A 20984-nucleotide genomic window follows, 5' to 3' on the forward strand; every position below is an offset into this window, starting at 1 on the left:
TTTTTTCCTTTTTCTCGTTCTAGATTTTTAGCATATGATTTGTGGTTGCGAGGCCCGGCGGGCCGCCCCCCCCCCCCCCCCCCCCCCCCCCCCCCCCCCCCCCCCCCCCGGCCGCCTTTTTCGGGGTCTGCTTTTTTTGGGGGTCTGAGGTTCTCTCAGGCGGCGAGGCGGGTGGCGAGGGCCTTCGCCTTCGTCCGGGCGTCGTCGAGCGCCTGGGCGCGGGAGGCCTCGGCGAGCGGGATCAGTTCGGCCATCGAGGGCTGGGAGTGGGCGAGGGTCAGCTCCGGAACGATGAAGTCCACCTCGGCGGAGAACATGCCCGCGAACACCTTCGCCAAGTAATTCTGGACAAATTCGAAGCTCTCGCGCGGGGTGCCCGGCGCGTACGAACCGCCGCGGCTGGCGACGACGGTCACCGGGGTTCCGGCGACGGGGGAGTCCGGTCCCGCGTTGTGCCCGACGATGATCACCTGGTCCAGCCAGGCCTTGAGGGTGGACGGGATCGTGAAGTTGTACATCGGTGCGCCGATCAGGACGGCGTCCGCCGCGGCCAGCTCGTCGGCCAGCTCGCGGCGCAGCGGATCGTCGGCGCCCGCGGCGGTGGCGCCGGCGTCCAGGTGGGGCAGCGGATCGGCGGCGAGGTCGCGGTGGACGACGGTGCCGTCCGGGTGCTGCTCGCGCCAGGCCTCGACGAACGCCGCGGTGACGTCGCGGGAGGCGGAGCCCTGGGGGAAGACGGCGGAGTCGAGGTGCAGAAGCGTGGCCATGGGGATCTCCACAGAGAGGGGAAGGGGGCGCGGGTGGGGCGACGGGACCTCACGGGCGTCCGGGGCTAGCTATTGCGTACGTAACTACTAATAGCATAGCTGCTTATTTTTAGTAAGCTGCCGACATCGGCGCAGTACGCTAGGGGTATGGCGGATCACGGCGAACAGGCCTGTCGACGGGTCGATGTGGGGATCAGTCGCGTCTTCGAGTTGTTCGGCAAGCGCTGGACCGGCCCGATCGTCTCGGTGCTGCTGCAGCGGCCGGTGCACTTCGCCGAGCTGCGCCGGGCGATTCCCGGGATCAGTGAGCGGATGCTCTCGGACCGGCTGACCGAGCTCGGCACGGCCGGCCTGGTGATCCGCGAGGTCGACGAGGGACCGCCGCTGCGCGTCGCGTACCGGCTCACCGAGGCCGGCGCCGCGATGGAGCCCGCGCTCAAGGAGCTGGGGCAGTGGGCGGACACCTATCTCGCGCCGGAGTCCGGCAGCGGCTGCTGACGCGGGCTGCCGAATCGGCGGTACCGTCGTGCTCGGCCGCTGCTGGGCAGGGCTGCTGGCCGGGCGGGACAGCCGGGCAGCCGGAGAGTGTGTACGAGGGTGGGGGAGGCGACGCTCCATGGGCATAACCGGGACGACGATGCCTGAACAGCGTGCCGAGGGGCCGGATCCGCGCATTCCTGCCGTGCCCGGGTTCGCCCGCCGTGGGGCCGTGAGTTCACCGAAGGCCGCGGGCAAGGCGCTCCGCGACCGGGTGCCGCGGTCCTCGCACGCCTCACTGGTCCTGCCGCCGGGGCGGCCGGACGCGGTGCGGGCCGTCGAGGAGTCGAACCGGGGCCGTGTGCCGGGTCTGACGCCGATACGGGTGGGCCGGATGGCCGCCACCCCGTTCGCGTTTCTGCGGGGTGCCGCCGGACTGATGGCCCACGACCTGACGGGCAGCCCGGTCACGGGAGTGGGCGCCCAGCTCTGCGGCGACGCGCACGCGGCCAACTTCGGCCTCTACGGCGATGCCCGGGGCAGCCTGGTCATCGATCTCAACGACTTCGACGAGACCGTCTTCGGGCCCTGGGAATGGGACCTCAAGCGGCTCGCCACCTCTCTGGTGCTCGCGGGCCGGGCCGCCGGGGCCGACGAGGACACCTGCCGCCGGGGCGCGTACGACGCCGTCGGCGCCTACCGCCGCACGATGCGGCTGCTGGCCAAGCTGCCCGCCCTCGACGCCTGGAACGCGATCGCGGACGAGGAGCTCGTCTCGCACACGGACGCGCGTGACCTGGTCGGCACCTTGGAGCGGGTCTCGGAGAAGGCCCGCAACAACACCAGCGCCCGCTTCGCCGCCCGCTCCACCGAGGAGTGCCCCGACGGTGGGCGGCGCTTCGTCGACGCCCGGCCGGTGCTGCGCCGGGTGCCGGACGCCGTGGCCGCGGTCGGGGCCGCGGGCCTCGGCGGCTATCTCTCCACCGTCTCCGAGGACCGGGTGCCGCTGCTGGCCCGGTACACGATCCACGACGTGGCGTTCCGGGTGGTCGGCACCGGCAGTGTGGGAACCCGGTCCTATGTGGTGCTGCTGCTCGACCACCGCGGGGAGCCGCTGATCCTCCAGGTGAAGGAGGCACGCCCTTCGGTGCTCGCCCCCTATCTGCCCTCGGTCGGTTTCGACGTGCCGGAGGTGGCGCACGAGGGCCGCCGGGTGGTGCTCGGGCAGAAGCGGATGCAGGTCGTCAGCGACATCCTGCTCGGCTGGGCGGACGTCGACGGCAGGCAGTTCCAGGTCCGGCAGTTCCGGAACCGCAAGGGGAGCGTGGATCCCGCCGCGCTCGCCGCCGACCAGGTCGACGACTACGGGCGGATGACCGGCGCGCTGCTCGCGCGGGCGCACGCCCACAGCGCCGACCCCCGCCTGCTGGCGGGTTACTGCGGCAAGAACGACGAGCTCGACGAGGCGGTGGCCGCGTTCGCGGTGACGTACGCCGACCGTACGGAAGCGGATCACGCCGAGCTGCTGCGGGGGATCAAGGCGGGCAGGCTGGCCGCCGAGTTCGGTGTGTGACCGGTCCGGGGTCCGGCGCGCGTGAAGCGGTGGGTCCGGTTCGGGCCCACCGCGTGTGCCGCGCCGCCGGGCTGTGGCCATACGCTGGACGGGTGACCCACGAAGCCGCCGGGGTGCCGACCACCCGGAACGATGAAGACCGGCAGGACGACGTCCCGCAGGACAGCGACGGTGTCCAAGCCGTTCAGCAGAACGAGGCCGGGCCGGACGCGCCCGGACCCGCCGGCCCCGAGGACGCCGAGCCGCGCCCCGAGGACCGGCTGGCCAGGGCGGTGCAGGTCGCCGAGCAGGCGTTGATCGAGTTCGAGATCGCGGTGGAGACCTTCCGGGTGGAGGTCGAGAACTTCTCCCGGCTGCACCACCAGAAGCTCGGCCCGATGTACGCCCGCCTCGACGAGCTGGACGCGCTGATCGCGGAGGCGCGGGCTGCCAGGACCGGGGATCCGGAGGACGAGCGCAAGGCGCGCGAGGCGCGGGCGATCGTCATGCCGATGCCCGGGGTCGACGAGCTGTTCCACGACTGGATGGACACCGACGGTCTCTCCCCCGAGGCCGCGGCCATGCTCACCGAGCAGCCGGTCCGGCCGCCGAAGCGGGTCAGGCCGAGCGAGGAGGCCCGCAGGCTCTACCGGGAGCTGGCCCGCAAGGCGCACCCGGACCTCGCCCAGGACGAGGTGGAGCGCCAGCGCCGGGACGAGTTCATCGCCCGGGTGAACGCCGCCTACGGGCGCGGCGACGTCGAGCTGCTCAAGGAACTCGTGGCGGAGTGGGCGGCCGGTCCGGTGCAGCCGCCGGCCCCGCTGAGCGAGAGCGAGGAGCTCTACGCCCGGCTGGAGTGGCTCAGCCGGCGCAAGGAGCTGCTGACGGTGCTCGCCAAGGAGCTGGAGGACGGCGCGATCGGCTCGATGCTGCGGATGGCCCCCGACGACCCGGACCAGCTGCTGGAGGACATCGCGGAGCAGCTGCTGGGCGAGGTGTCCCGGCGCGAGGCCGAGCTCGCGGAGATGACGCAGTAGGCGCAGTGGGTGCAGTGGGCAGGTGCGGCAGGCGGGGTGCAGTAGCGTTCCGGGTGACTCTTCCGGGAGTGGACGACTCTTCCGCGTATGTACGAGAGAAGGCATGACCCATGAATTACGCCCCGCTGCCCTCGGTGGACGCCGCGGCGGTGCCGTCGGACGGCTTCATCCTGGACGTCCGTGAGAACGACGAGTGGGCGGCCGGTCACGTCGAGGGTGCCCTGCACATCCCGATGAGCGACTTCGTGGGCCGGTTCGGCGAGCTGACCGAGTCCGCCGAGGACGGTCGGCGCGTGCACGTGATGTGCCGGGTCGGCGGCCGTTCGGCCCAGGTCACCCAGTACCTGGTCCAGCAGGGCATCGACGCGGTGAACATCGACGGCGGCATGCAGGCCTGGGACGGCGCCGGCCGCCCGATGGTCGCGGACAACGGGACGCCCGCCTTCGTCCTCTGAGCCGGTCCGCTGGGCAGGTTGGCTGAGTCGGTCCGCTGGGCCGGTCCGCCGGCCGGTCCTTCGGGCGCGGGCGGTGTCAGCCGAGCGGGTGGGCGGCCAGCAGGTCTCCCAGTGCCTCTTCGTGGGCCGCCGCCGGGCCGAGGGAGAGTTCGATCTGCTTCGCCCAGGCGTGGAAGCGGTGCAGCGGGTAGTCGGTGTCCGCGCCGAAGCCGCCGTGCAGGTGCTGGGCGGTCTGCACGACACGGCGGACGCCGTCGGAGGCCCAGATCTTCGCCACGGCGACATCGCCTGCCGCCGGGAGCGGGCCGCCGGCGTCGGTGGAGATCCGCCAGGCGGCCTGCCAGAGGGTGGCCTCCATCGCCCGTAGGTCGATGTACCGGTCGGCGGCCTGGACCGCCACCGCCTGGAACGTCGCCACCGGGAACCCGAACTGCTCGCGCTTGCCGGTGTATTCGGCGGTCATCGCGAGCACCCGCTCGCCCAGCCCGAGCGCCAGCGCGCACGTCCCCGTGGTGAGCAGGGACCGCAGCCAGTCCCAGCAACCGTCCGCGTCGATCAGCTCGCGCGCTTCCACGCGCACGGCGTCGAGCCGGACCTCGGCCAGGCGCTCACCGCTGGTGGAGACCTGGTCCGCCAGGGTGACCCCGTCGCGGGTACGGGGCACGAGGGCGAGTACCGGGCGGCCTCCGGTGGTGTGCGCGGGAACGGCGATCCAGTCGGCCACCTGAGCCCAGGGAACGGCGGACTGCACGCCGTCGAGCACCCACCCGGACTCCTCGGCCCCACCTTCTGAGCCTCCGGCCACACCGTCCGGCTCCGCGTCGCTCCCCCCGTACGGCCTTGCGGTGACGGCGAGTTCGGCCGGATCGTGACCGCTGCGTCCGTTGGCGCCGACGGTCAGGATCAGTTCGCCCCGGCCGGCCAGGGGCAGCAACTCCGCCGCCAGGGCGCTCCCGCCGTACCGCTGGACGGCCATCGCCACCGCACAGCTCTCCAGCAGCGGAACCCTGGCCAGCACCTTCGCCGACTCCCGCAGGACCAGACAGAGCGCGATCGGGTCGAGCCCCGCGCCGCCGTGGTCCGGTGACAGGGTGAGCCCGAGCAGATCCGTGCGCGCCAGCTCGTTCCATAGGTGCCGGTCGATGTCCTCCGCCACGGCGCCCGGGGTCAGGGCGGGACTGGGCACGCGGTCGGGTGTGACATCCGAGAAGACGGCCCTGGCCGCCTCGGCGGCCGCCTGTTTTTCCTCGGTGAAGGTGAAGTCCACTGTCCCAGCCTCCCGTTGCCCCTGCACGACCTGACGGGCCGTCAAGATAGAACAGGTTCTATGGGATGGGAAGAGAACGGGGCGGCGGGCCCGCCCGGGCCTCAGCGGTCGAAGTCCAGCTCCACCTCCGGGGTGAGCGGATGCGACTGGCAGGCCAGCACGAAGCCCGCCTCCGTCTCCTCCGGTTCCAGCGCGAAGTTGCGGTCCATCCGGACCTCGCCGGAGACGAGGAACGCCCGGCAGGTCCCGCAGACCCCGCCCTTGCAGGCGTACGGAGCGTCCGAGCGGCTCCGCAGCACCGTCTCCAGCAGCGATTCGGAGTCCTGCACGGGCCAGTTGCCCGATCGGCCGTGGAGCGTGGCCGTCAGCACGGAGTCGGACGGGGCGGCGACCTTGACCACCGTCACGTCGGCGGGGCCTTCGTCGACGTGGAAGATCTCCTGGTGGACCCGGGACCGGTCGACGCCGAGCGCCTTGAGGGCCTTCTCCGTGCCCCGTACGAGACCGAGCGGCCCACACAGGAACCAGCCGTCCACCTCCGAGACCGGAAGCACGGCGGGCAGCAGGCCGGTAAGCCGTTCGGCGTCCAGCCGCCCGGAGGGGAGCCCGGCCGACTGCTCCTCCCGGGAGAGCGCGGTGACCAGCTGGAAGCGGTCCGGATAGCGGTCCTTGAGGTCGGCCACCTCGTCGAGGAACATCGTCGAGGCCGCCGTGCGGTCACTGCGGATCAGGCAGAACCGGGCCGTCGGCTCCCGGTCGAGCAGGGTGGCCGCCATGGACAGCACCGGGGTGATGCCGCTGCCGCCGACCACCGCCGCGAACAGGCCCGGGCGCGGCTTCAGGACGAAGCGGCCCATCGGCGGCATCGCCTCCACCTGGTCCCCTACGGCCAGCTCCTTCAGGGCGTACGTGGAGAACGCCCCGCCCTCGACCATGCGGATGCCCACCCGCAGCACCGGTTCGCCGGGCTGCTCGGTGGCCGGTGCGCAGATCGAGTACGAACGGCGGATCTCCTGGCCGTCCACGGTGTAGCGCACGTTGAGATGCTGGCCGGGGGCGTGGCGGAAGGTCTCGCGCAGCTCGGCCGGCACGGCGAGGGTCACGGCCACCGCGTCGTCCGTGATGCGTTCGATCGCGCTGACCCGGAGCGGATGGAACATCTACAACTCCTTGAAGTGGTCGAACGGTTCACGGCAGGCGACGCAGCGGCGCAGGGCCTTGCACGCCGTGGAGGAGAACCGGCTGAGCAGCTCCGTGTCCGTGGAGCCGCAGTGCGGGCAGCGCACCGAGAGCGTCAGCGGCACGGGTCCGCCGTCCGTGCTGTGGGCGCGCGGCGGGGCGATGCCGAACTCGGTGAGCTTGCGGCGGCCTTCGGCGCTGATGTCGTCCGTCGACCAAGCCGGCGCCAGGACCGTGACCACGGAGACCTCCGGGACACCGTGGTCGTGCAGCACCCGCTCGATGTCGGCGGACATCGCCTCGATCGCCGGGCAGCCGGTGTAGGTCGGGGTGAGCCGCACGGTCACCCGGCCCGGGCCGTCCACCGTGACGTCCCGCACGACGCCCAGCTCGGCCAGAGTCAGCACCGGGAGCTCGGGGTCGGGCACGGAGCCGGCCAGGTCGCGCAGCTCCGCCTCCAGCCGGGTGTCGGTCACCATGACGCCCCCGGGTGACTGCGGTGCAGGTGCTGCATCTCCGCGATCATGCGGCCGAACGGCTCGGTGTGCAGGCCCTGCCGGCCCGCGCCCGCCGCCCAGCCCCCGGACTGCGGGCCCGCGGGGAGGGTGAGAGTGGCGCGCTCGACGACGTCGGTGACGATGGCGAGCCAACTGCTGCGCAGTTCCTCCCAGTCGACACCGGAGTCCGGGGAACCCAGCCCTTCGACCGGCTGGAACATCTCGCCGGTGAACCGCCACAGCGCGTCCAGGCCGCTCTGCATCCGGCCGTGGCTCTCCTCGGTGCCGTCGCCGAGCCGCAGGACCCACTGCTCGGCGTGGTCACGGTGGTAGGCCACCTCCTTCACCGCCTTGCCCGCCAGGCCGGCGAACTCGCCGTCCCCGGCGGCCAGTCGCTCGTACAGCAGGTGCTGGTACACCGAGAAGTAAAGCTGCCGGGCGATGGTGTGGGCGAAGTCCCCGTTCGGCTGCTCGACCAGCTGGAGGTTGCGGAAGGCGCGCTCCTCGCGGAGGTAGGCCAGCTCGTCCTCGTCGCCGACGAGCGAGAGCAGCACCCGCGCCTGCCCCAGCAGGTCCAGGGCGATGTTGGCGAGCGCCACCTCCTCCTCCAGGACGGGGGCGTGGCCAGCCCACTCCCCCAGCCGGTGCGAGAGCACCAGCGCGTCGTCGCCGAGGGCGAGTGCGGCGCTCACAGGTGCTTCACCCCGTCCGGGATCTCGTAGAACGTCGGGTGGCGGTAGGGCTTGTCGCCGGCCGGCTCGAAGAAGGAGTCCTTCTCGTCGGGGGAGGAGGCGGTGATCGCGGTGGACGGGACCACCCAGATCGAGACGCCCTCCGAGCGGCGGGTGTAGAGGTCGCGGGCGTTGCGCAGGGCCATCTCGGCGTCCGGCGCGTGCAGGCTGCCCGCATGGGTGTGGGACAGTCCGCGCCGCGAGCGCACGAACACCTCCCACAGAGGCCAGTCGGTCGAGCTGCTCATGCCGTCTCCTCCACATGCTGCGCGGACGCGCTGGTCTGTGCCGATGCCGATGCCGATGCCGATGCCGATGCCGATGCCGATGCTGAGGCCTGGGTTGATGCCGGTCCCGGTGCTGAGGCCTGAGCTGATGCCGGTCCCGGTGTCCGGGGCGATGTCTGTGCCGGGGCGTGCTTGGTGGCGTAAGCGGCCGCCGCGTCCCGGACCCAGGCGCCGTCCTCGTGGGCCCGGCGCCGCTGGCTGATCCGCTGTTCGTTGCAGGGGCCGTTGCCCTTGAGGACCTCCTGGAACTCCGTCCAGTCGATCGCGCCGAAGTCGTGGCTGCCCAGCTCCTCGTTCCACCGGATGTCGGGGTCCGGGAGCTCCAGGCCCAGCGCTTCGGCCTGGGGCACGCAGATGTCGACGAAGCGCCGACGCAGCTCGTCGTTGGAGTGCCGCTTGATCTTCCAGGCCATGGACTGCTCGGAATGCGACGAGGCGTCGTCGGGCGGGCCGAACATCATCAGGGAGGGCCACCACCAGCGGTTCACCGCGTCCTGGGCCATGGCGTGCTGGGCCTCAGTGCCACGGCTGAGGGCGAGCAGCAGCTCGTACCCCTGGCGCTGGTGGAAGGACTCCTCCTTGCAGATACGGACCATCGCGCGGGCGTAGGGGCCGTAGGAGCAGCGGCAGAGCGGCACCTGGTTGGTGATCGCGGCGCCGTCCACCAGCCAGCCGATCGCGCCGACGTCGGCCCAGGTCAGCGTGGGGTAGTTGAAGATCGACGAATAGCGCTGGCGGCCCGCGTGGAGCTTGTCGAGCAGCTCCTCGCGGCTCGTGCCCAGGGTCTCGGCGGCGCTGTACAGATACAGGCCGTGGCCCGCCTCGTCCTGCACCTTGGCCATGAGGATCGCCTTGCGGCGCAGCGAGGGCGCCCGGGTGATCCAGTTGGCCTCGGGCTGCATGCCGATGATCTCCGAGTGGGCGTGCTGGGCCATCTGGCGGACCAGCGTCGCCCGATAGGCGTCGGGCATCCAGTCGCGCGGCTCGATCCGCTCGTCCGCCGCCACGGCCGCGTCGAAGGCCGCGAGGTGGTCCGCGCCCGCCGCCTCCGGCCCGTCCACCGTGCCGAGCGTCTTCTGCGTCGTCTGGTCCGCAGTCACTGCCGCCATCCCGGGCTCCCTACCGACCGATCGTTCGGTTCCTTGACTTCAATGGTGAGTCGGAGGCCCGTAGGGTGTCAACCCTGTGGATAACTGAGTGGTGATCGACGGTGAGCGGGGCGGGATGGATTCGGACCACGACAGGGGCTCTGCGGGCGGGGGGAAGGACGCCTGGCCGCAGGCGTTGAACCGGCCGGCGGAAGGTCGGGACACCCCCGAAGCCATACCGCCGACGACCTCGATGCCGGTGGCGGATCCCCTGGTCACCGGCCGGGGCATGGCCGGCCTCTCCACTCCCTACCAGGTGGTCGCGGCCCTGGCGCTGTCCCTGATCGGACTGCTCGCCTGCACGCAGGTGGCCATGGTGTTCCTGCACGTCGCCCCGTCGAACACGCTGACCAAACAGCACGGGAAGTCGATCGACCGCTGGATCTACCCGGAGTTCGAGCAGAACTGGAAGCTCTTCGCGCCCAACCCGCTCCAGCAGAACGTCGCCGTCCATGTACGGGCCGATGTGGTGGGGGCCGACGGCCGGCACACCACGCGGTGGATGAACCTCACCCACGAGGACGCCAAAGGCATACGCGGCAACCTCTTCCCCAGCCATGTGCACCAGAACGAGCTCCGCCGGGGCTGGGACTTCTACGTCAATTCCCACGACAGCGAGAACCGCCCCAACGGCCTGCGCGGGGATCTCTCCGAGCGCTACGTGCGGCGTATCGCGATGCTGCGGCTGAGCGAGCGCGACTACGGCGGCACGATCGAACGCATCCAGCTCCGCTCCGCCACCAGCTCCATCGCCCCGCCCCCGTGGAGCACCGAGAAGATCAGCACCCGGCCCGTCTACCGCGTACTCCCCTGGTGGACCGTGAACCCCGACGATCTTCCCGAGCATGCGGCGGAACAGCGCCGGGACGCGGCGCGTGCGGAGGCGGACCAGTGACCATCCCCTCGCCCCAGAACCCGCAGAGCCCGCAGAGCCCGCAGAGCCCGCAGAACCCGCAGAGCCCCCAGAGCCCCCAGAACCCCGGGGCGCAGCCGACCGCCCCGCAGCCGACCGGGCTCCGCCCTCAAGGTTCCGGAGGCCCCGGCGGCCCCGGCGGCGGTCTGGCCCGTGCCCTTCAGCGCGTCACCGCCTCGGCCCTCGGCCCGTACCAGAGCGCCGTCGTCCGGATCGGTTTCGCCGCCACCTACCTCTTCTTCCTGCTGCGCGAGCTGCCGAACCGCCATGAGCTGTACGGTCCGGACAGCCCGTGGCACTGGGACCTGGCCCGCCAGCTCACGGACGGCAACGAGGCCTTCTCCGTCCTGATGTGGACCGACAGCACGGTCTGGTTCGAGGCGGTGTACATCCTCACGCTGCTGTCCGCTGCGGCGCTGATGGTCGGCTGGCGGACCCGGACCATGTCCGTCCTCTTCATGGTCGGCGTGCTCTCGGTGCAGAACCGCAGCATCTTCATGGGCGACGGCGGCGACAACGTCGTCCACCTCATGGCGATCTACCTCGTGCTGACGCGCTGCGCCCAGGTCTGGTCGCTGGACGCCCGGCGTGCGGCCCGCAACGCGCAGCGTGCCGCCCAGGGCCTGCCGCCGCTCCGGGACATCGTGGGCCCGGTGCTCTGGGTGGTCCTCGGCCCCGTTCTCGCGACGGCCACCCTGATGGGCGGGCTCGGCGGCACCTGGTGGCTGCGGACGCTGCTGTGGATCCTCTGGATCTCCGCCGCCGTCTGGTGGGCTGTGAACCGCTACGCGCCGCACAGCGAGCCCCGCACCCTGCTCGACGTGCTGGCCAACCTCGCGCACAACGCCACGCTCGCCGTGATCATGGCCGAGGTCTGCCTGATCTACGCGACCGCCGGCTGGTACAAGATCCAGGGCTCGCGCTGGCAGGACGGCACCGCGCTCTACTACCCGCTCAACCTCGACTACTTCACCCCGTGGCCTGCCCTGTCGGACATCCTGGGCGCCAGCGGGCTGATGGTGATGGTGCTGACGTACGGCACGGTCATCGTCCAGGTCGCCTTTCCCTTCACGCTGTTCAACCGGCGGGTCAAGAACGTCCTGCTGGTCGTGATGATCGCCGAGCACGCGGGGATCGCCCTGCTGCTGGGGCTGCCGTTCTTCTCCATGGCGATGATCGCGGCAGACGCCGTGTTCCTGCCGACCGCATTCCTCGTGTGGCTGGGCGTCCGGGTCACGAACGGCAGGGGGCGGCTCCTCTCCCGGCTGCCCGGCCGCATCCGTGGACCGGGGAGGCCGGGAACATCCGCGACGCCCGGCACCGCGTACGGACCCGCGGACCCACCGGAGGCCGCACCGGCGAAGGACGGCCACGGCGGTACGGAGGAGCCCCGGCACCAGGGCGGCGGCGGGGGCCATACGCTCGTCGGGTGAGCAGTGAGACCGGCAGAACCCAGCAGCCCCCGGAGGGGCCCGTCCCGGCGGAACCCGTTTCGACGGAGCCCCTCCAGTACGACGACGGCTACGGCCAGACGATCGGCGTCGGGCCGCACCCGCTGCCCTGGCCCGAGGGCGAGCGCTACGACCCCGAGCTGCTGGCCCAGGGCGACCGGCGCAACGTCGGCGACGCGTACCGCTACTGGACGCAGAAGGCGATCGTCGCCGATCTCGACCTGCGGCGGCACGACTTCCATGTGGCCGTGGAGAACTGGGGCCACGACTTCAACATCGGCTCGGTGGTGCGGACCGCCAACGCCTTCCTGGCCAAGGAGATCCACATCGTGGGCCGACGGCGCTGGAACCGGCGCGGCGCCATGGTCACCGACCGCTACCAGCATGTGCGCCACCACCCCGACACGGCAGACCTGACCGCCTGGGCGGCGGCCGAGGGGCTGCCGATCATCGGGATCGACAACCTCCCCGGCGCCGTACCGCTGGAGCGCACCGAGCTGCCGCGCCGCTGCGTCCTGCTGTTCGGGCAGGAGGGCCCGGGCCTGACCGAGGAGGCGCGCGAGCACGCCGCGATGGTGTGCTCGATCGCCCAATTCGGCTCGACCCGGTCCATCAACGCCGGTGCTGCCGCGGCCATCGCGATGCACGCGTGGGTGCAGCGCCACGCCGACGTCCCGGACCCGCGAGACGCTCGCTGACTACGCCTGGCGGCGCACCTCCACCACGCGGAAGCGGTTGGCGACGAAGGCCGCGTCGCACAGGGCCGCGTTGGCCGCCGGGTTGCCGCCCGAGCCGTGGAAGTCGGAGAACGCGGCGGTCTGGTTGACGTACACCCCGCCGGTCAGGTTCAGCGAGAGCTGGGCCGACTCGTCCAGGCAGACCTCCTCGATCGCGCGCTCCACCTCGGGGGAGGTGGTGTACCCGCCGACCGTCATGGCGCCCTTCTCGCGGATCGTACGGCGCAGGAGGTCCAGGGCGGCGGGCGTCGACTCGACGGCGACGGCGAAGGACACCGGCCCGAAGCACTCGGAGAGGTAGGCCGCGCCGTCGTCGGGCTTGGTGCCGTCGAGCTTCACGACGACCGGCGTACGCACGACCGCGTCGGGGAACTCGGCGTTGGCGACCGCACGCGAGGGCAGGGCCACATCGCCCAGCTCACCGGCCGCCTCCACCCGGGCCCTGACGTCCGGGTTGACCAGCGCGCCGAGCAGCGCGGACGCGCGGGCGTCGTCGCCGAGCAGTCCGGTGACCGAGGCCGCGATGTCGGCGACCACGTCGTCGTAGGACTTGGCGCCGTCGTCGGTGGCGATGCCGTCCCGGGGGATCAGCAGGTTCTGCGGGGTGGTGCACATCTGGCCGCTGTACAGCGAGAGCGAGAACGCCAGGTTGGCCAGCATGCCCCGGTAGTCGTCGGTGGAGTCGACGACGATCGTGTTGACGCCGGCCTTCTCCGTGTAGACCTGGGCCTGGCGCGCGTTCTCCTCCAGCCAGTCGCCGAAGGCGGTCGAGCCGGTGTAGTCGATGATCCGGATCTCGGGGCGGACCGCCAGGGTCTTGGCGATGCCCTCGCCGGGCCGCTCGGCGGCCAGCGCGACCAGGTTCGGGTCGAAGCCCGCCTCGCTCAGCACCTCGCGGGCGATCGACACCGTGAGCGCCAGCGGGAGCACGGCGCGCGGGTGCGGCTTGACCAGCACCGGATTGCCCGTGGCGAGGGAGGCGAAGAGGCCCGGGTAGCCGTTCCAGGTGGGGAACGTGTTGCAGCCGATGACCAGCGCGACGCCGCGGCCGGACGTGATGAACGACTTGTGCAGCTTCAGCGGATCGCGCTTGCCCTGCGGCTTGGACCAGTCGGCGGTCTCCGGGGTGCGGACCTGCTCCCGGTAGGCGTACGCCACGGCCTCCAGGCCGCGGTCCTGGGCGTGCGGGCCGCCCGCCTGGAACGCCATCATGAAGGCCTGGCCGCTCGTGTGCATCACCGCGTGGGCCAGCTCATGGGTGCGGGCGCTGATCCGCGACAGGATCTCCAGACAGACCAGGGCCCGGATCTCCGGCCCCGCCGCCCGCCAGGCGCCCGTGCCGGCCTTCATCGCCGGCAGCAGGACGTCCAGGTCGGCGTGCGGATACTCGATGCCGAGCTCCGGCCCGTACGGCGAGACCTCGCCGCCGGTCCAGCCGTCGGTGCCCGGCTGACCCAGGTCGAACCGGGCGCCCAGCAGTGCGTCGAAGGCGGCCTTGCCCTCGGCCGCGCCGAGGCTGCCCGGGGCGCCGCCCTCGCCGTACGCCTTCGGGTGCTCGGGGTGCGGCGACCAGTACGCGCGGGTACTGATCACGTCGAGGGCCTGGTCGAGCGTGGTCCTGTGGGTCTCGGACAGCTGCTGGGGGGTGAGCGCGGAGGCCATGGCGGACCAACTCCTCATCGAGCCGGGCGGGGACGTACGGACGGAGTTAGAGTAACCGAACGATCGGTCGGGACAAGGGGCCCCGGGAAACCTGTGGACAACTTCGATGGTCCCCGCCTGTGCGGGGCTGATCCCTCATGGGAGAGGATCGCGGACATGACCACGGCCAAGCGGGACACGTACACACCGGAGACCCTGCTCACCGTCGCCGTCCGTGTCTTCAACGAGCGCGGCTACGACGGCACGTCCATGGAGCATCTCTCCCGGGCGGCGGGCATCTCGAAATCCTCCATCTACCACCATGTGGCGGGCAAGGAGGAGCTGCTGCGCCGGGCCGTGAGCCGGGCGCTCGACGGGCTCTTCGCGATTCTCGACGAGCCGGGGGCGCAGCGCGGGCGGGCGGTCGAGCGCGTCGAGTACGTCACGCGCCGGACCGTCGACGTGCTGATGGCGGAGGTCCCCTACGTGACCCTGCTGCTGCGGGTGCGCGGCAACACCAAGACGGAGCGGTGGGCGCTGGAGCGGCGCCGCGAGTTCGACCAGCGGGTGTCGGAGCTGCTCCAGGCCGCGGTCGCCGAGGGCGATCTGCGGGCGGACGTGGACATACGGCTGGCGACCCGGCTGCTGTTCGGCATGGTGAACTCGCTGGTCGAGTGGTACCGGCCGCAGCCGGGCGGCTTCCCCGGGGAGGAGCAGCTCGCGGACACGGTCGTCCAGCTGGCTTTCGAGGGGATGCGGGCGAGCGGCACCCGCTGAGCCTGCCGGCCGTCCGGCTGCCGGGCCGTTCGCCTGCCGGGTGGTCCGCCTGCCGTCGTCGGCGCGGTCAGGCGAGTTCGGCGGGCCGGTCCGGGCGCGGTCCGAGGTCCGTCTCCTCGAACACCAGCAGCGTGCGCGTCGAGAGCACCTCGGGGATGGACTGGATCCGGGTCAGGACCAGCTCGCGCAGCGCCCGGTTGTCCGGCGTGTGCACCAGAAGCAGTACGTCGAAGTCGCCGCTGACCAGAGCGATGTGCGTGGCCCCGGGCAGCGCCTGGAGCTGCTCGCGCACGGTGCGCCAGGAGTTCTGCACGATCTTGAGCGTGATGTACGCGGACGCCCCCTGGCCGGCCCGTTCGTGGTCGACCCGGGCGCCGAAGCCGCGGATCACGCCGTCCTCGACGAGCCGGTTGATCCGGGCGTAGGCGTTGGCGCGCGAGACATGGACCCGTTCGGCCACGGACCGTATCGAGGCGCGGCCGTCCGTCTGGAGGATGCGCAGGATGTCGCGGTCGATGGCGTCCAGCGGCCGGGCGGGCGGAACCGGGGGCGGCTCCGAGGCCGGGCCCGCGGGGGCGGCCGACGGTACGGCCGCGGGCGCGGTCGGCGGCGTGACGGCGGGCGGGGCCTGGCCCGGCTCATCGCCCTTGTCGGCCATTTGTTCAGCTGCCATCGGCCCGCGCCTCCCTGTCGTGGACGACCTGTCCCTATCCCAGGCTGTGGAGAACCGTTTGTCCACAGGCTGGCGGCGCCTGTAGCCAAAATGCCCTTGCGACCGAACAATCGGTAGGTGAGGCACACCACACCCGTGCCTCGCCCGCCCCTCGATGTCTCGCCCCCGATCGACACCATCGACACCCATCGACACCGCCGATCGACACCCCTCGATCTCCCTCGATGCCAGGAGGTGCTTCTCATGACGGTCCAAGAGCTGCCCGGCGCGGCCTACCGGCCCACGCCGCCCCCGGCCTGGAAGCCGATCACCGACCCCGCCCCGCTGCTCCCGGACCCGGAGCCCTACCGGGTGCTCGGTACGGACGCGGTCGCCGACGTCGACCCCGAGCTGCTGCTCCGGCTCCACGCGGAGCTGGTGCGCGGGCGTCGCTACAACGCCCAGGCCACCGCGCTGACGAAGCAGGGCCGACTGGCGGTCTACCCGTCGAGCACCGGCCAGGAGGCGTGCGAGATCGCCGCCGCCCTGGTGCTGGAGGAGCGTGACTGGCTCTTCCCCAGCTACCGCGACACGCTCGCGGCCGTCGCGCGCGGCCTGGACCCGGTCGAGGCGCTGACCCTGCTGCGCGGCGACCGGCACACCGGTTACGACCCGCGCGAGCACCGCATCGCCCCGCTGTGCACCCCGCTCGCCACCCAGCTCCCGCACGCCGTGGGGCTGGCCCACGCCGCCCGGCTCAAGGGCGACGACGTGGTGGCGCTCGCCATGGTCGGCGACGGCGGCACCAGCGAGGGCGACTTCCACGAGGCGCTGAATTTCGCGGCCGTCTGGAAGGCCCCGGTCGTCTTCTTCGTCCAGAACAACGGCTTCGCGATCTCGGTGCCGCTGGCCAAGCAGACCGCCGCCCCCTCCCTCGCCCACAAGGCCGTCGGATACGGGATGCCGGGCCGCCTGGTCGACGGCAACGACGCGGCGGCGGTGCACCAGGTGCTGAGCGAGGCCGTCGCCCGCGCCCGGCGCGGCGAGGGCCCGACGCTGGTCGAGGCGGTCACCTATCGCATGGAGGCGCACACCAACGCCGACGACGCCACCCGCTACCGGGTCGACAGCGAGGTCGAGGCGTGGAAGGCGCACGACCCGGTGCGGCTTCTGGAGCGGGAGCTGACGGAGCGCGGGCTGCTGGACGACGCGGGCATCGAGCAGGCGAAGGAGGCCGCCGAGCGCATGGCCGCCACCCTGCGCGACCGGATGAACGCGGATCCGGAGCTGGCCCCGATGGACCTTTTCACCCATGTGTACGCCGAGCAGACGAGCCAGCTCCGGGAGCAGGCCGCCGCTCTGCGCGCCGAGCTGGACGCCGAGCAGGACCACGACGAGCACGGCCCGGAGGCAGGACGATGACCACGGCGGCAGTGACGGCCGAGGGCCGCCCCGTGAAGGCGAAACCGGCCACGATGGCGCAGGCCCTCGGGCGCGCGCTCCGCGACGCGATGGCCGAGGACCCCGCCGTCCATGTGCTCGGTGAGGACGTGGGCACGCTCGGCGGGGTCTTCCGGATCACCGACGGGCTGGCGAAGGAGTTCGGAGACGACCGCTGCACCGACACCCCGCTGGCCGAGGCCGGCATCCTCGGCGCGGCCGTCGGCATGGCGATGTACGGGCTGCGGCCCGTCGTGGAGATGCAGTTCGACGCGTTCGCCTATCCGGCGTTCGAGCAGCTGATGAGCCATGTCGCCAAGATGCGCAACCGTACCGGCGGGGCCATGCCGCTGCCGATCACCGTGCGGGTGCCGTACGGCGGTGGCATCGGCGGGGTCGAGCACCACAGCGACTCCTCCGAGGCGTACTACATGGCCACCCCCGGCCTGCACGTCGTCACCCCGGCCACGGTCGAGGACGCGTACGGGCTGCTGCGGGAGTCGATCGCCTCCGACGACCCGGTGGTCTTCCTGGAGCCGAAGCGGCTCTACTGGTCCAAGGCCGACTGGTCGCCCGAGGCCCCCGCCGCGGTCGAGCCGATCGGCAAGGCCGTGGTGCGCCGGCCCGGGCGCAGCGCCACCCTGATCACGTACGGACCCTCCCTGCCGGTCTGCATGGAGGCTGCCGAAGCGGCCCTCGCCGAGGGCTGGGACCTCGAAGTGGTGGACCTGCGGTCGCTGGTGCCGTTCGACGACGAGACGGTGGCCGCGTCGGTGCGGCGCACGGGGCGGGCGGTCGTCGTCCACGAGTCCCCCGGCTTCGGCGGGCCCGGCGGCGAGATCGCGGCCCGGATCACCGAGCGGTGCTTCCACCACCTGGAGGCCCCGGTGCTGCGGGTGGCCGGGTTCGACATCCCCTATCCGCCGCCCATGCTGGAGCGGCACCATCTGCCGGGAGTGGACCGGGTGCTCGACGCGGTGGCCCGGTTGCAGTGGGAGGCGGACAGCTGATGGCCAAGGTGCTCGAATTCAAGCTGCCGGACCTCGGTGAGGGACTGACCGAGGCGGAGATTGTCCGCTGGCTGGTGGAGGTCGGCGATGTCGTCGCCATCGACCAGCCCGTCGTCGAGGTCGAGACGGCCAAGGCCATGGTGGAGGTGCCCTGCCCCTACGGAGGCGTGGTGACCGCACGGTTCGGCGAGGAGGGCACGGAACTCCCCGTCGGCGCACCGCTGCTGACGGTCGCGGTCGGAGCACCGGAGGGGTCTTCCGGCTCCGGCGAGGATTCCGGCTCCGGCACGGAGTCCTCGGGCGGCTCGGGGAACGTGCTCGTGGGGTACGGGACCGGCGCGCCGGCCGCCCGCCGTCGGCGCATCCGTCCGGACCGGCTCGACCGGCCGGTGACCGAGGCACCGGTCTCCGCTGCGCCGGTGGTGGAGGCCCCGGTGCTCGAAGCCCCCGTGGTCAAGGTCCTGGTGGCCGACGCCGCGGTGTCCGAGGGGCCCGTGCCGGTGGTCTCTCCGCTGGTACGCCGGCTGGCCCGGCAGAACGACATCGATCTGCGGCGGCTGGCGGGCTCGGGCCCGGACGGGCTGATCCTGCGCGCCGATGTCGACCGTGCGATCCGGACGGCGGAGGAGACCGCGACGGCGACGGCACATGCGGCCCGGACGCAGGCTAAGACGCAGGCCCAGGCACCGGCGGCAGCCGTGGCCGGCGCCCCGAACGGCGTATCCGCCGCTCCGGCCGCCGAACGCATTCCGCTGCGCGGGGTGCGCGGAGCGGTCGCCGACAAGCTGTCGCGCAGCCGCACCGAGATCCCCGACGCCACCTGCTGGGTCGACGCCGACGCCACCGAGCTGATGACGGTCAGGGCCGCGATGAACGCCGCCACGGGCCCGTCCGCCGGGCCGAAGGTGTCGGTCCTGGCCCTGCTGGCGAGGATCTGCACGGCGGCGCTGGCCCGGTTCCCCGAGCTGAACTCCACCGTGGACACGGAGGCCCGGGAGATCGTCCGGCTGCCCGGCGTGCACCTCGGGTTCGCGGCCCAGACCGAGCGGGGCCTCGTCGTTCCGGTCGTCCGGGACGCGCACACCCGTAACGCCGAGTCGATCGGGGCCGAGATCGCCCGGCTCACCGAGCTGGCGCGGACCGGGAAGCTCAGCCCGGCCCAGCTGACCGGGGGCACGTTCACGCTGAACAACTACGGGGTGTTCGGGGTCGACGGTTCGACGCCGATCATCAACCACCCGGAAGCGGCGATGCTCGGCGTCGGCCGGATCATGCCCAAACCCTGGGTGCACCAGGGCGAGCTGGCCGTACGTCAGGTCGTGCAGCTGTCCCTCACCTTCGACCACCGGGTGTGCGACGGCGGGACGGCGGGCGGGTTCCTCCGGTACGTGGCGGACTGCGTGGAGCAGCCGGCGGTGCTGCTGCGCACCCTGTAGCCGCGCACCCGGCGGGTGGCCGGTCTTCCGGCCCCCCCGGCGGGCCGGGGCCGGGCCGGTTCCAATGGCCACCCCGGCGGGGGCGTCGCTCCGGGGTGCCGCCCATACTCGACGTATGACCGCCTACGACGTGATCGTCCTTGCCGGCGGGGCTGCGAAGCGGCTCGGCGGCGCCGACAAGCCAGGAGTCCGGGTGGGCGGCCGGGCGCTGCTCGACCGGGTCCTCGCAGCGTGCGACGGCGCGGCCCGCACCGTCGTGGTGGGCGGCCGTCGTGCGACCGCCAGGCCCGTCGTCTGGACCAGCGAAGTGCCGCAGGGCGGCGGCCCGTTGGCGGCGCTGGGCGCGGGGCTGCGGCTGACGACGGCGGAGCGCGTTCTCGTCCTCTCCGCCGACCTCCCGTTCCTCGCCCCGGGGACGGTCGACGCGCTCCTCGACGCGGCCGGACAGCCCGGTCGGGAAGGGGCCCTGTGCACCGACCCCGATGGGCGCGACCAGCCGCTCGTGGCCGCGTACCGCGCCGAGCCGCTCCGCCGGGAGCTGGCCCTGATCGCCACCGAGTACGGGAGCCTCGCCGGGCTGCCGCTCCGGCTTCTGACGGCGGATCTGGACCTCGCACGGGTCGACGCGGGCCCTGACGCCGCGTTCGACTGCGACACTTGGGACGACATCGCCGCCGCCCGCGCGCGGATCAGGGAGCATGGGGCCGTGCTGGACGAATGGATCACCTCGGTCAAGAACGAACTGGGCATCGAACTCGACGTCGACACCGCTGTCCTGCTCGACCTCGCCCGTGACGCCGCGCACGGAGTCGCCCGGCCCGCTGCTCCGCTCACGACCTTCCTGGTCGGGTACGCGGCGGCCAGGGCGAGCGCCGGCGCGGGGCCCGACGAGGCCGCCGCGGCGGTCGCGGAGGCCTCCCGCAAGGCCACCGCACTCGCTCTGCGCTGGGAAGCGGAAGCGGAGGCGGCGGAGAGCGCGGGCGGCGATGCGGCGGGCGGACCGACGGGCGGGGCGAAGCCCGACGCGGGCCGCGAGGGGACCGGGACACCATGACCGGCTCAGACGGGCCGCACGGTGAGCCCGGCAGCGGCTTCCGCCCCACCGGGCCCGGGCGCGACCTCGCACGCGAGGAGGAGGAACGGGCCGTCGAGCAGGCGCTCGCCCTGGTCGGCGGGTCGACCCTCCGCCCGAGCCGCACCCGGGACGCCCGGGACGGGGACCTGGGCGACGGCCGGAACAGCGCCGCGAAGGGAGACCTGAGCGACGGGCACAACACCGCCTCGAACAGGGACCTGAACGACGGCCGCAACAGCGCCCCGAAGGGAGACCGGAGCGGAGATCCGGGCGATGGCAGGAGCCGCGGCCTCAACGACGGTCGTCCCGCCACCGCCCAGGCGTCCGACAGCGAACAGCGGGGGCCCCTGCCCGATCGGGCCTCCCCGGGCGACCCCCACGACCGGCGGGTCTTTCACGGGGTCTCGGCCGTCGAGGTCGCCGGGGACCTGCCGGTGGGGGTCCGGGACATGATG

21 protein-coding genes and 1 pseudogene are annotated in these 20984 nt (G+C 72.4%); 13 read left to right on the plus strand and 9 right to left on the minus strand.

The genetic code is table 11. From position 1 onward, the window contains the following. Positions 1–155 precede the first annotated feature (155 nt). Entirely contained in the window at positions 156–767 is a 612-nt protein-coding gene (locus JS521_RS15290; protein WP_205083534.1) for an FMN-dependent NADH-azoreductase, read from the minus strand. Positions 768–914: 147 nt separating this feature from the next. On the opposite strand from JS521_RS15290, the gene JS521_RS15295 reads away from it, so the two are divergent. The 4 genes from JS521_RS15295 to JS521_RS15310 all read left to right on the plus strand — a co-directional run bounded on the left by JS521_RS15295 (position 915) and on the right by JS521_RS15310 (position 4288). After that, entirely contained in the window at positions 915–1265 is a 351-nt protein-coding gene (locus JS521_RS15295; protein WP_205083535.1) for a winged helix-turn-helix transcriptional regulator, read from the plus strand. A 139-nt stretch (positions 1266–1404) separates the two neighbouring features. Beyond that, positions 1405–2817: a DUF2252 domain-containing protein gene (locus tag JS521_RS15300; protein WP_372448586.1), complete on the plus strand. Its 1413-nt coding sequence runs from the start codon at positions 1405–1407 to the stop codon at positions 2815–2817. A gap of 92 nt (positions 2818–2909) precedes the next feature. Next, positions 2910–3833 carry a J domain-containing protein gene (locus JS521_RS15305; protein ID WP_205083536.1) on the plus strand — a complete coding sequence of 308 codons (924 nt, stop codon included), beginning with the start codon at positions 2910–2912 and terminating at the stop codon, positions 3831–3833. Positions 3834–3943: 110 nt separating this feature from the next. Then, complete coding sequence (locus JS521_RS15310) at positions 3944–4288, plus strand: rhodanese-like domain-containing protein (protein WP_205083537.1); 345 nt, start codon at positions 3944–3946, stop codon at positions 4286–4288. Between the two features lie 76 nt (positions 4289–4364). Here JS521_RS15310 and JS521_RS15315 read toward each other — a convergent pair whose 3' ends face one another. From JS521_RS15315 to paaA, 6 genes are all read right to left on the minus strand, one after another. Continuing rightward, positions 4365–5555: an acyl-CoA dehydrogenase family protein gene (locus JS521_RS15315; RefSeq protein WP_205083538.1), complete on the minus strand. Its 1191-nt coding sequence runs from the start codon at positions 5553–5555 to the stop codon at positions 4365–4367. A gap of 101 nt (positions 5556–5656) precedes the next feature. Continuing rightward, complete coding sequence (locus JS521_RS15320) at positions 5657–6715, minus strand: 2Fe-2S iron-sulfur cluster-binding protein (RefSeq protein ID WP_205083539.1); 1059 nt, start codon at positions 6713–6715, stop codon at positions 5657–5659. Further along, the gene (gene paaD, locus JS521_RS15325; RefSeq protein ID WP_205083540.1) at positions 6716–7213 is read right to left on the minus strand and encodes a 1,2-phenylacetyl-CoA epoxidase subunit PaaD; all 498 of its coding nucleotides are present in this window, start codon (positions 7211–7213) and stop codon (positions 6716–6718) included. Continuing rightward, positions 7207–7923, minus strand: a complete 717-nt coding sequence (gene paaC, locus JS521_RS15330) for a 1,2-phenylacetyl-CoA epoxidase subunit PaaC (protein ID WP_205083541.1) — start codon at positions 7921–7923, stop codon at positions 7207–7209. The genes paaD and paaC overlap by 7 nt, the downstream gene beginning before the upstream one ends. Next, entirely contained in the window at positions 7920–8210 is a 291-nt protein-coding gene (gene paaB / locus JS521_RS15335; protein ID WP_010060350.1) for a 1,2-phenylacetyl-CoA epoxidase subunit PaaB, read from the minus strand. The genes paaC and paaB overlap by 4 nt, the downstream gene beginning before the upstream one ends. Then, positions 8207–9358 (minus strand): 1,2-phenylacetyl-CoA epoxidase subunit PaaA, encoded by a 1152-nt coding sequence (paaA, locus tag JS521_RS15340; protein WP_205083542.1) that lies wholly within the window; start codon positions 9356–9358, stop codon positions 8207–8209. Before paaA ends, paaB begins: the two co-directional genes overlap by 4 nt. A 115-nt stretch (positions 9359–9473) precedes the next feature. Between paaA and JS521_RS15345 the strand changes: the two genes are divergently transcribed. The 3 genes from JS521_RS15345 to JS521_RS15355 are packed head-to-tail and all read left to right on the plus strand — an operon-like array spanning position 9474 to position 12459. Further along, positions 9474–10292: a DUF5819 family protein gene (locus JS521_RS15345; RefSeq protein ID WP_239487322.1), complete on the plus strand. Its 819-nt coding sequence runs from the start codon at positions 9474–9476 to the stop codon at positions 10290–10292. Then, positions 10289–11743, plus strand: a complete 1455-nt coding sequence (locus JS521_RS15350; RefSeq protein WP_205083544.1) for an HTTM domain-containing protein — start codon at positions 10289–10291, stop codon at positions 11741–11743. The genes JS521_RS15345 and JS521_RS15350 overlap by 4 nt, the downstream gene beginning before the upstream one ends. Further along, positions 11740–12459, plus strand: a complete 720-nt coding sequence (locus tag JS521_RS15355) for a TrmH family RNA methyltransferase (RefSeq protein WP_205083545.1) — start codon at positions 11740–11742, stop codon at positions 12457–12459. The genes JS521_RS15350 and JS521_RS15355 overlap by 4 nt, the downstream gene beginning before the upstream one ends. Here the strand turns inward: JS521_RS15355 and paaN are convergent, their stop codons facing one another. Beyond that, the gene (gene paaN / locus JS521_RS15360; protein WP_205083546.1) at positions 12460–14160 is read right to left on the minus strand and encodes a phenylacetic acid degradation protein PaaN; all 1701 of its coding nucleotides are present in this window, start codon (positions 14158–14160) and stop codon (positions 12460–12462) included. It lies immediately after the preceding gene. A gap of 156 nt (positions 14161–14316) precedes the next feature. On the opposite strand from paaN, the gene JS521_RS15365 reads away from it, so the two are divergent. After that, positions 14317–14916, plus strand: a complete 600-nt coding sequence (locus tag JS521_RS15365; protein ID WP_205083547.1) for a TetR/AcrR family transcriptional regulator — start codon at positions 14317–14319, stop codon at positions 14914–14916. A 67-nt stretch (positions 14917–14983) separates the two neighbouring features. On the opposite strand, the gene JS521_RS15370 is transcribed toward JS521_RS15365, so the two are convergent. Beyond that, on the minus strand, positions 14984–15589 hold the full coding sequence (locus tag JS521_RS15370; protein ID WP_372448587.1) for an Lrp/AsnC family transcriptional regulator: 606 nt from the start codon (positions 15587–15589) through the stop codon (positions 14984–14986). A 243-nt stretch (positions 15590–15832) separates the two neighbouring features. On the opposite strand from JS521_RS15370, the gene pdhA reads away from it, so the two are divergent. From pdhA to JS521_RS15395, 5 genes and pseudogenes are all read left to right on the plus strand, one after another. Continuing rightward, positions 15833–16990: a pyruvate dehydrogenase (acetyl-transferring) E1 component subunit alpha gene (gene pdhA, locus JS521_RS15375; RefSeq protein WP_205083548.1), complete on the plus strand. Its 1158-nt coding sequence runs from the start codon at positions 15833–15835 to the stop codon at positions 16988–16990. Continuing rightward, positions 16987–18018 (plus strand): alpha-ketoacid dehydrogenase subunit beta, encoded by a 1032-nt coding sequence (locus tag JS521_RS15380; RefSeq protein ID WP_205083549.1) that lies wholly within the window; start codon positions 16987–16989, stop codon positions 18016–18018. Before pdhA ends, JS521_RS15380 begins: the two co-directional genes overlap by 4 nt. Next, positions 18018–19454, plus strand: coding sequence for a dihydrolipoamide acetyltransferase family protein (locus tag JS521_RS15385; protein ID WP_205083550.1), 1437 nt, complete (start codon positions 18018–18020; stop codon positions 19452–19454). The genes JS521_RS15380 and JS521_RS15385 overlap by 1 nt, the downstream gene beginning before the upstream one ends. 115 nt (positions 19455–19569) lie before the next feature. Then, positions 19570–20508: an NTP transferase domain-containing protein gene (locus JS521_RS15390; protein WP_205083551.1), complete on the plus strand. Its 939-nt coding sequence runs from the start codon at positions 19570–19572 to the stop codon at positions 20506–20508. Further along, positions 20505–20984 (plus strand): annotated as a pseudogene (locus tag JS521_RS15395) (hypothetical protein); the annotation flags it as partial. The gene JS521_RS15390 and the pseudogene JS521_RS15395, both read left to right, overlap by 4 nt.

The organism is Streptomyces durocortorensis (assembly GCF_016901035.1).
Classification (GTDB): domain Bacteria; phylum Actinomycetota; class Actinomycetes; order Streptomycetales; family Streptomycetaceae; genus Streptomyces; species Streptomyces durocortorensis.

Coding starts and splice junctions, on each gene's coding strand:
- paaN (WP_205083546.1), bottom strand. CDS start 14,160: ATGGCCTCCGCGCTCACCCCCCAGCAGCTGTCCGAGACCCACAGGACC.
- JS521_RS15390 (WP_205083551.1), top strand. CDS start 19,570: ATGACCGCCTACGACGTGATCGTCCTTGCCGGCGGGGCTGCGAAGCGG.
- JS521_RS15345 (WP_239487322.1), top strand. CDS start 9,474: ATGGATTCGGACCACGACAGGGGCTCTGCGGGCGGGGGGAAGGACGCC.
- JS521_RS15370 (WP_372448587.1), bottom strand. CDS start 15,589: ATGGCAGCTGAACAAATGGCCGACAAGGGCGATGAGCCGGGCCAGGCC.
- paaB (WP_010060350.1), bottom strand. CDS start 8,210: ATGAGCAGCTCGACCGACTGGCCTCTGTGGGAGGTGTTCGTGCGCTCG.
- pdhA (WP_205083548.1), top strand. CDS start 15,833: ATGACGGTCCAAGAGCTGCCCGGCGCGGCCTACCGGCCCACGCCGCCC.
- JS521_RS15310 (WP_205083537.1), top strand. CDS start 3,944: ATGAATTACGCCCCGCTGCCCTCGGTGGACGCCGCGGCGGTGCCGTCG.
- JS521_RS15380 (WP_205083549.1), top strand. CDS start 16,987: ATGACCACGGCGGCAGTGACGGCCGAGGGCCGCCCCGTGAAGGCGAAA.
- paaA (WP_205083542.1), bottom strand. CDS start 9,358: ATGGCGGCAGTGACTGCGGACCAGACGACGCAGAAGACGCTCGGCACG.
- JS521_RS15385 (WP_205083550.1), top strand. CDS start 18,018: ATGGCCAAGGTGCTCGAATTCAAGCTGCCGGACCTCGGTGAGGGACTG.
- JS521_RS15290 (WP_205083534.1), bottom strand. CDS start 767: ATGGCCACGCTTCTGCACCTCGACTCCGCCGTCTTCCCCCAGGGCTCC.
- JS521_RS15300 (WP_372448586.1), top strand. CDS start 1,405: ATGCCTGAACAGCGTGCCGAGGGGCCGGATCCGCGCATTCCTGCCGTG.
- JS521_RS15365 (WP_205083547.1), top strand. CDS start 14,317: ATGACCACGGCCAAGCGGGACACGTACACACCGGAGACCCTGCTCACC.
- JS521_RS15320 (WP_205083539.1), bottom strand. CDS start 6,715: ATGTTCCATCCGCTCCGGGTCAGCGCGATCGAACGCATCACGGACGAC.
- JS521_RS15295 (WP_205083535.1), top strand. CDS start 915: ATGGCGGATCACGGCGAACAGGCCTGTCGACGGGTCGATGTGGGGATC.
- paaD (WP_205083540.1), bottom strand. CDS start 7,213: ATGGTGACCGACACCCGGCTGGAGGCGGAGCTGCGCGACCTGGCCGGC.